This is a genomic window from Aneurinibacillus terranovensis DSM 18919 (genome assembly GCF_000430625.1).
Classification (GTDB): Bacteria; Bacillota; Bacilli; order Aneurinibacillales; family Aneurinibacillaceae; genus Aneurinibacillus_B; species Aneurinibacillus_B terranovensis.
This window is the reverse complement of record NZ_AUMJ01000036.1, coordinates 56385-64937: the sequence shown is the minus strand read 5'-3', so window position 1 is coordinate 64937 and position 8553 is coordinate 56385. Positions and strand designations below refer to the sequence as shown.

Sequence of the window (8553 nt, the reverse complement as noted above, 5' to 3'; positions counted from 1 at the left end):
TGCGTTTACATCCCTGTCCCATTCACTATGACAAGAAGGACACTTCCATTGTCGCAAGTTAAGATCTTTAACCTCTTTGTTTTGGTATCCACAACACGAACAGAGCTGAGAGGAAGCAAAGGTTTTACCTACGGCAACGACAGTACGTCCATACCACTTTGCTTTGTATTCAAGCATCGTTCTGAATTGATACCAGGACACTTCGCTAATTGCTTTGGCAAGTTTGTGGTTCTTCATCATGTTAGACACGTGCAAATCTTCAATCGCAATGATGTCGTGGTTTTTGACAATATGCGTGGAAATTTTTTGCAAGTAGTCTGTTCGGGCATTTGCAATGCGATCATGGATTCGGGCAACCTTAACTCGTTGTTTATTCCAGTTTGAAGAACCTTTCACACATGCGCATGTCTTCGCGAATCGGCTGGCATTGTGCTTGGGTAAGGGGAGATAGGGGGACCTTGACACTGGCCCTTTCTTCTTTGAGATCCTCCAGTTCCCATTGCACTCGGGAAATAAAGTCATGCATGGCCTCAAGATAACCTCCTTCGTAAAGGCGGCATACGCTTTTGCCGTTTGACCATTGGGGTCATGAGCATAGATGCTTTTTCCCTTGGCGCTCGTTTCCGCCGCGCGAATGGATAAGGGAATTTCGGTGTTGAACACGCGCAGCTTGTCGCCGTAGTCGCGCCGAAGAATAAAGGAAATGTCTTTGGCAAATTTCGTCCGGCTGTCTACCATCGTGAGCAGCACGCCGTCCAAAACCAACTTCGGATTGATCTGCCTGCGCACACGGGAAATGGTCTGCAACAGTTGTGTCATTCCTTTGGCCGGCAAATAATGCGCCTGTACTGGAATAATCACGCTGTCAGCCGCAGCAAGCGCATTGATGGTCAACATGCCAAGACTCGGCATGCAATCGATCAGCACGTAATCGTAATCGGCTTTAACCGAATCGATGTACGAACGCAAAATCGTTTCTCTGCTCATCGTATTGACGAGCGATACTTCAACAGCGGACAATTCAATATTGCCTGGCATCAGGTCAACGCCTTCATGGTGATGCAAAATACCTTCCCGCGCTTCATAGGATTCTTCCAGCATCGTTTTCGCCAGCAATGTGGCCAAAGATACCGACAGATTATCCGGTTCGTGGAACCCTAACGAATCCGTCAGGTTGCCTTGCGCGTCCGCATCGATCAGCAAAACCTTTTTCCCATCGACAGCCAAACCGATTCCCAGATTGACCGCCGTTGTGGTTTTGCCCACGCCGCCTTTCTGATTGGCGAGGGCGATCACCTTGGTCATTCCGACATTGCTCCTTTCATGCAAAAAGCCGGCTACCTTCAAAAGCTAGGCAACCGGCTTTTTGAAAATGTATATGTAAAAAGAGAACGCCGGATACAAACGACGTTCTCTTGAACATTCATGTTCTCTTCATAACGCTAGGGTCGGATAGAGAAATGGTCGCTCTATACCAAGCTATTCCAGCCGCTGTGCGTATGATATAATCAGTGTGCAATAGAATAGGCTTTCAAGGGCGGTCGGCTACCTCTCGGAAGGGAGGGATGCCCGTAGAGGTAAGTTCTGCGTTGATGTTGATGGTCGGTTTCGGCTCGTTACTTATTGCGTTGCTGGCGCTGATCGTTAATGTCGTAGCACTTTATCCTTAACAAACGGAAATAGACCGCCCTCGGTCAAAGGAAGCGGTCTATTCCACGTTATCCGATTAAACTGAAGCCTACCGCCCTTAAAAGCGGCTATTGCGCGGGGAGTCATGTAGCTGCATGGCTCCCTTTGCATGTTGCTCATATCTTGGTTCCAGTATACCACAACTCGGAAAAGAAAATAACCCCTTGAACTGGTCAAACGCGAAGGAACCGGGAACACTCAGGATTCAATGAACAGGCTCCACATATCAACATGCTCCAGGTCCAACACAATGGAAACTTCGATTTTATCTTTCAATTCTTATTTCTGAAGTCATTGCCATCCGTCGTGAAAGTCGTATACTTTGCAGAATACTGAAGCACTCCACATGTCACGATGCAAACGATATGCAACACAAAAGTAAAACTTATGTGAATGCAACAACATTCTAAAATTCATTCGTATCAACATGCTTTCAATGGCATGTATTCAAATGGGCAGCGAATAGCCGCCTTTATTTGTCGAATGCATGTCGGAATACCGTACAATATGTGGACAATTCACTATACAAATGCTACGTTAAGAATGCAAATGTTCCCAGAATGATGACAGATATTTCATTACAGCAGGCGAATCCATTTTGATCCCTTTTCTTTTCAACGAAGGAGGATTTATCTTGGCAGACATGAATAATATCCTGAAGGTTCGGGACGATCACGAACCGATTTATTTTGAGCCCGTCGGAGATCAGAAGTACAAGGTCATTAATGGCGGCCCCTTTCAAACGTGGTTTTCCGGAGAGTCATTTTCTATAAATGACCTGCGCGGGAGAATTGAACCATGGCTGACTTCATTGTTCCAATCTGAACACTTGTCGCTACTCGTTGGGAGTGGATTGTCTACCGCGATTCAACACATAGCACAAAGAAGTACAGATGCCTCGAATACAATCGTCGTTTCCACCGAATACGTGAAAACAAAGGAGTCGCCTACTGAACAGGACACTCCAACCGGTTCAGACACGCCATTAAACGGAATGGGAGCACCAGATCTAGTCAACTATCCATACTCCGATCAGATTCAAGCTGCCGTAAAGAGCGGTGCTAATAAAAACAATCGCGGAGATGGCAATATTGAGGACTATTTCAGAGTCATAAACGATTTGCTTCGAGGTTTGGAGATCATTGGCGATACAAGGAACTTCGAAGCGTTGCAAAAGTGTAAGGAGACTCTGCTGAATAATTTCACATCCAACATCTCAAAAATAGAAAGATACATTGCGGAAGCAGATGAGAAAAACAAGACTACAGCGTTTAACAACCTTGTGATGTTCTTGATGAGCTTCGCCAGCCGTACAGGAACGCGCGACCGCCTGCATATTTTCACCACAAACTACGATAGAGTGATAGAAGCAGGGTCCGAATTGGCAGGGCTGCACTTGCTTGACAGGTTTATTGGAAACCTTTCCCCAATTTTCCGATCCTCAAGACTTGATATTGACATGCATTACAATCCTCCGGGTATTCGAGGAGAACCGCGTTATTTAGAAGGGGTGGCAAGGTTTACAAAATTGCATGGTTCTATTGACTGGGTCAAGTCCGGTAACGATATTCGCAAAATTGGGTTGCCGTTTGGCGCGATGTTTATCGACCCTTATCTGCAAGCTCCGGGCCTTGGCGTTGATAGTACAAATATAATGATTTACCCAAATGCGTCCAAAGATCGGGAAACCGCGGAATACCCCTATGTTGAACTATTCCGTGATTTCGCCGCAGCTTTATGTCGACCTAACAGTACGCTGGTTACATATGGCTTCAGTTTTGGAGATGATCATATCAATCGCATTATCCGTGACATGCTAACCATACCATCCACACATCTTGTCATCATCGCCTATAATGACAATCTAGGGCGCATCATGAAAACGTATCAAGAGATAGGCCGCCCTTCACAAATAAGCCTATTGATTGGCCCCGTTTTGGCCAACATTGAAATGCTAACTAATCATTTCTTGCCCAAACCGTCCATTGACCGCGCCACAATCAGAATGAATGAGCTTCTCAAACAGCGATACAGTGCCAAGACACCTTCTGATGCTCAAAAAAATATGGATAATGTTGATGGGGGTGTAACAGAAGGATGATTTCACCTCTCGCCTATGCCGACTCGCTTCGAATTGGAAGCGTCGATTTTGTATCCCCAGATGAAATCAAGGCGTTGCTGGATATTGAAGCCCCAACCGATGTAGCTTTAAATGCTGGTGTGCCACGACCTTTCCCACGCGTAAACAGCTATGTTCTCCTTCCAAGCGACAGTGGATTTCTTGTCGCACAAATCGAATGGATTACAATTGAGCGTTCCCAATACCCGAAACGAAAAGGGATGCAAGACTTCGGCGTTATCGACCTCCCTTACCCTCTCCGGAAAATGAGTCTGAACCCATTGGGTGTTCTGAAGGAACATGAGATCAATGCCAAAGGGGATTGCAGATACGCATTCTCCAGAGGCATTGAGGTCTATCCGACTGTTGGTGACCCTGTATTGTTGCCTTCCCAAACCCAGCTAAAAGCAATTGTGGAATCAGGAGAAAATCGCCGCGTGAATATCGGGATCAGCCCCCTTGCCGGGAACGCGGTAGTATCGGTAGATCCTGACCGCCTATTCGGGCGACATTTGGCGGTACTCGGTAACACAGGAAGCGGTAAGTCTTGTTCTGTTGCGGGAATTATCCGATGGTCGATAGAAGCAGCCAAGCAACAAAAAACTAGCAATACTGCACATGGACAAGAAGATTCTCGCGCAGTAAATACCTCCGTCAATACACGATTTATAATTCTTGATCCTAATGGGGAATACTCAGAAGCGTTTTCCGGACTAGAAAACGTCCGCATATTTGCGGTAGAAGCCTCCAAAGAACAAAATGTAAATCAACTCCATGTACCGTTATGGTTTTGGAATAGCGCTGAATGGTCTGCTTTTACGCAAGCCAGCAGTAGAGCACAACGTCCAACCTTGATTCAGGCGTTGCGTTCTGTTCGTGATGGACAACTTGAATCAGGAGCCACACCAAGTCACGATATGAGAAAGTATTTGAGAACTATAGTCTCTTTAGTCGGAATTGAGATGACCAAAGGAACTCCTTGGACAGGTCAAGGTCCAACCAAGGGATTTAAGGAGAGATTAGTAAATTGGGAATCAGCCTTAACAGAGAATGACTCCTTTTCCCCTACAGAAAAACATGCTTTAACAGACCTAAAGCAAAAATTTATTGATTTTCTAAATAGTAATTTAAGCAATAATGAAAATTGGCCATTATACTCAAAAGAATCGACTGATTTATTATTTACTGAAATCAAAAAGGCACACTCTGTATTTGGAGGCTCAGACAATGATGTTCTACCAATAGACGCAGATATTCCCCGCCCATTTTCAGGAGACCAGCTTCTCAGAAGCATTGAAGCGAACGCTGAACTCATGGGCACAACAGAATATACCGAAACCATGCTTATGCGAATTCGAACTTTGCTCTCCGATTCAAGACTGAAAACAATTATAACTGGTAATCCGGACCTGTCACTAGATCAATGGCTTAACGACTATATTTGCGAAAGCAACTCTTCTGAAGGTTCTGTTACCGTGATTGACCTGTCATTGGTTCCGGCGGAAGTAATTCATATTATTACCGCAGTAATTGCACGAATGACACTTGAAGCACTTCAACGATATCGAAGAATCAACAATGGCGAAACCCTTCCGACAACAATCGTAATGGAGGAAGCACATACCTTTATAAAGCGATACCAAAATAATTCTGAAGAAACATCAGCCTCATCCATGTGTACGCAAGTGTTTGAGAAAATCGCTCGTGAGGGACGCAAATTCGGGTTAGGTCTTATGCTATCATCACAGCGTCCGAGTGAACTCTCCCCGACCGTTTTGTCCCAATGCAACACATTCTTGCTTCATCGTATTAGCAACGATCGAGACCAAGAATTGGTAAGCAAGCTTGTGCCGGACAATTTGCGTGGACTGCTTCGTGAACTGCCTTCCCTTCCGTCACGAAATGCCATATTACTGGGTTGGGCTTCGGAGCTACCTGTCATGGTCCAAATGAATTATCTCAAGAAAGAACACCAACCTAAATCGAACGACCCTGAATATTGGGACATTTGGACTGGTAAAGTAAAGCGATCTGCCGACTGGAAAACAATTGCTGATGATTGGCAACAAATAAATCACAACGCTGGCGAGTCTGAAACATTTGATGATGACGATGATAAAAATGATAATAATGATGATGACTATCTTCCATTCTAAGTTGGTCATACCAGGAAATGCTGACATAATACGATTATCGCTATCTTTTTGTAACTATTCAGGTATCCGGTTAAAGCAACTATAGTCGCTCGCTTTCTGTGACATCATTGTCGGCAAGATTTCTTACATATATAAAAAGAGAACGCCGCAGAAAGGACATTCTCTTGAACATTCATAATATTAAGGTTGCTTCTCTTACAAAGCTTTAGTGAACTCATCCTAATGAATTCAACATATCTACACACCCGACGTCCAAATCCAGGTCCAAAACGACGGAAACCTCAATTTTGTCTTTGAGCACCTTATTTTTGAAGTCGCTGCCGTCTGCCGTGAAAGTCATAAATCGCGCAAAGTGTTGAAAATAAAGGATTTCTACGAATTGATTCGTTGCATTCCTATTACGCACTCCACATGACTGGTCTGGGGAAACATGTCCACCGGCTGAATCCACTCCAGCTGATAGCTTTTCAGCAGATACTGTACGTCCTTTGCCAGGGTTGACGGATTGCAGGATACATATACAAATCGCTTCGGTTTTGCTTTAAGAACGGCATCAAGCAGCGCTTTGTCACAGCCTGTGCGCGGAGGATCGACGACAATGACATCCGGTCTTTCCCCCTGCTTGACCCACTGCGGAAGAAGTTCCTCCGCCCGGCCGGCATAAAAGCGAGCATTGGCGATGCCGCTCCGTTCGGCATTTCTTTTTGCGTCTTCGATCGCTTCCTCAATCACTTCGATTCCCCGCACTTCTCTGGCATCGGGCGCTATCCAGAGGGCAATCGTACCAACGCCGCAGTAGGCATCCACAACGAGTTCCTGGCCCGATAACGCCGCCGCCTCCTTTGCTGCTTGATACAGCTTCAGCGTTTGGGAAGGGTTGAGCTGGAAAAATGCCCTTGGTGACAGGGAAAAATTAACGGTACCGAGCGATTCGGATATGCGGGCCTCACCCCATAAGCAAACCGTTTTATCGCCAAAAATAAGCGGGGTTTTTTTCTCGTTGATATTCTGGTTAATGCTTGTCAGCTTAGGAAGCCGCATGCGCAGCTCGGTAATTAATTCTTTTTTCCGCGGAATTTTCTCCACCATCGTGACAAATGTCAACTGCTGCTCTTCCGTTTCAAATCCGACACGCGCCACAATGGTCCTGATGACACCGGTTCCCTTTTTTTCGTCGTATACGGGAACATGGAGCATGTCAAGCACCTCGCGGGCGGCGGCAATCATCTCGTTTGTTTTTGGATGTTGAATCGGGCAATCTCCGATGTCGACAAGTTTATGGCTTTCCGGCGCATACAGCCCGGTTATGATTTTTCCGTCCTGAACGCCTACCTGAAGTTGAGCTTTATTGCGGTAGCCCCATGGATTATCCATTCCATAAATCGGGCGAAGCGGCAGTTCTTCGAGCCTGGTATATTTCGAAAAAGCGCCGCGCACCATATTTTCTTTGGCTCGCAGCTGTTTCTCATAGTTGATGTGTTGAAGCTGGCAGCCCCCGCATTCGTTATATACCGGGCATGGAGGCTGCATGCGTGAGGCGGATTTGCTTTTTATTTTTTTAATGATACCTTCCGCGAAGGACGGCTCAACCTTTGTAATTTTGACTTCCACCACTTCTTCGGGAATTGCATCCGGCACAAACACGACTTTTTTCTTATAGTAGCCGACCCCTTCCCCGTTGATTCCCACTCTCCGAATGGTAAGCAGAATTTCCTGTCCGGGTTGAAGCACAGCTCCCTCATTTTTGAGTTCTTTTTGATTCACGGAGCTTTTGTAGTTACCGACTTTTTTTGCTTTTTTTGCGTCTTTTTGATTGTTGGAATTGGCTTTGTTGAGACTTGCAGGATTGTTTGGATTGTTGGCATTTCTATGCATGTCGTTCATCCTTTTTTCGATCGCTTCATTTTTTCCCATTATAAAGTATGACACCTTAAACTGCACGTTAAACGAGAATATTATATAATCAAAGACGAGGTGAAGGTATATGACCAAGCATCAAAAGCAAGCGCTTATGTTAGCTGTTCTTTCAACGGCCTGCTTTGTAGGCGTTGGATTTTCCATAGCCGCCGGAAGCCGATGGCTCGCTCTGATTTTCTTGCTGCTCTCCATTTTTATCATCGGTTTTGGCTTCATGGTAAAAGGAAAGCGGCGTAAAAATGGCACGCTATAACGTGAAATGCTGTAACGTAGAGTCCTCCTGACGTCAGGAGGATTCTGTCGTGACTTCGGATCGTTCATATCGTTGTTCGAATGGTCCATATCGTTGTTCGAATGGTCCATATCGTTGTTCGAACGTTCCCATCGTTTAATATTGCTCCTACTGGGTATTTTAAATACATAAAGATTACTATTATGATAGACCTAAGGAGCGATATTATGGGAATTCTGCGAATCATCTTGTTTGTAGTCCTGGCCATCTGGCTGATTGGATTTCTTTTCAAAATTGCCGGGGCCGCCATTCATATTTTATTAATTGTGGCCGCTATTCTCTTCATCATTGATTTAGTATCCGGGCGAAAAAGCCGTGCGTAGATAATGCCCTTGATGGGCGTGAGAAAAACTCGCGGGAGTGTGCCGAACGTTGCTTTT

General features: G+C 45.4%; 7 protein-coding genes. 5 read left to right on the top strand and 2 right to left on the bottom strand.

The window, feature by feature from the left end; genetic code table 11:
* Positions 1-1305, bottom strand: a 1305-nt coding sequence (locus H525_RS29145) for an RNA-guided endonuclease TnpB family protein (RefSeq protein ID WP_081413290.1), incomplete at its 3' end; no start/stop codon positions are given.
* A 260-nt stretch (positions 1306-1565) separates the two neighbouring features.
* Between H525_RS29145 and H525_RS29140 the strand changes: the two genes are divergently transcribed.
* The 3 genes from H525_RS29140 to H525_RS0107740 all read left to right on the top strand — a co-directional run bounded on the left by H525_RS29140 (position 1566) and on the right by H525_RS0107740 (position 5964).
* On the top strand, positions 1566-1670 hold the full coding sequence (locus H525_RS29140; protein ID WP_162142482.1) for a putative holin-like toxin: 105 nt from the start codon (positions 1566-1568) through the stop codon (positions 1668-1670).
* Positions 1671-2332: 662 nt separating this feature from the next.
* Positions 2333-3790, top strand: coding sequence for an SIR2 family protein (locus H525_RS0107745; RefSeq protein WP_027415737.1), 1458 nt, complete (start codon positions 2333-2335; stop codon positions 3788-3790).
* A complete protein-coding gene (locus tag H525_RS0107740; RefSeq protein WP_027415736.1) occupies positions 3787-5964 on the top strand; it encodes an ATP-binding protein in 2178 nt (725 codons plus the stop codon). The genes H525_RS0107745 and H525_RS0107740 overlap by 4 nt, the downstream gene beginning before the upstream one ends.
* 372 nt (positions 5965-6336) lie before the next feature.
* Here the strand turns inward: H525_RS0107740 and rlmD are convergent, their stop codons facing one another.
* The gene (rlmD, locus tag H525_RS23270; RefSeq protein ID WP_245590428.1) at positions 6337-7878 is read right to left on the bottom strand and encodes a 23S rRNA (uracil(1939)-C(5))-methyltransferase RlmD; all 1542 of its coding nucleotides are present in this window, start codon (positions 7876-7878) and stop codon (positions 6337-6339) included.
* Positions 7879-7948: 70 nt separating this feature from the next.
* On the opposite strand from rlmD, the gene H525_RS0107730 reads away from it, so the two are divergent.
* Both H525_RS0107730 and H525_RS27130 read left to right on the top strand, forming a co-directional pair.
* The gene (locus H525_RS0107730) at positions 7949-8134 is read left to right on the top strand and encodes a DUF5325 family protein (protein WP_027415735.1); all 186 of its coding nucleotides are present in this window, start codon (positions 7949-7951) and stop codon (positions 8132-8134) included.
* Positions 8135-8340: 206 nt separating this feature from the next.
* Positions 8341-8496 carry a lmo0937 family membrane protein gene (locus H525_RS27130; protein WP_342664276.1) on the top strand — a complete coding sequence of 52 codons (156 nt, stop codon included), beginning with the start codon at positions 8341-8343 and terminating at the stop codon, positions 8494-8496.
* The last annotated feature ends 57 nt before the right edge of the window (positions 8497-8553 follow it).

Coding starts and splice junctions, on each gene's coding strand:
- H525_RS27130 (WP_342664276.1), top strand. CDS start 8,341: ATGGGAATTCTGCGAATCATCTTGTTTGTAGTCCTGGCCATCTGGCTG.
- H525_RS0107730 (WP_027415735.1), top strand. CDS start 7,949: ATGACCAAGCATCAAAAGCAAGCGCTTATGTTAGCTGTTCTTTCAACG.
- H525_RS0107740 (WP_027415736.1), top strand. CDS start 3,787: ATGATTTCACCTCTCGCCTATGCCGACTCGCTTCGAATTGGAAGCGTC.
- rlmD (WP_245590428.1), bottom strand. CDS start 7,878: ATGGGAAAAAATGAAGCGATCGAAAAAAGGATGAACGACATGCATAGA.
- H525_RS0107745 (WP_027415737.1), top strand. CDS start 2,333: ATGAATAATATCCTGAAGGTTCGGGACGATCACGAACCGATTTATTTT.
- H525_RS29140 (WP_162142482.1), top strand. CDS start 1,566: ATGCCCGTAGAGGTAAGTTCTGCGTTGATGTTGATGGTCGGTTTCGGC.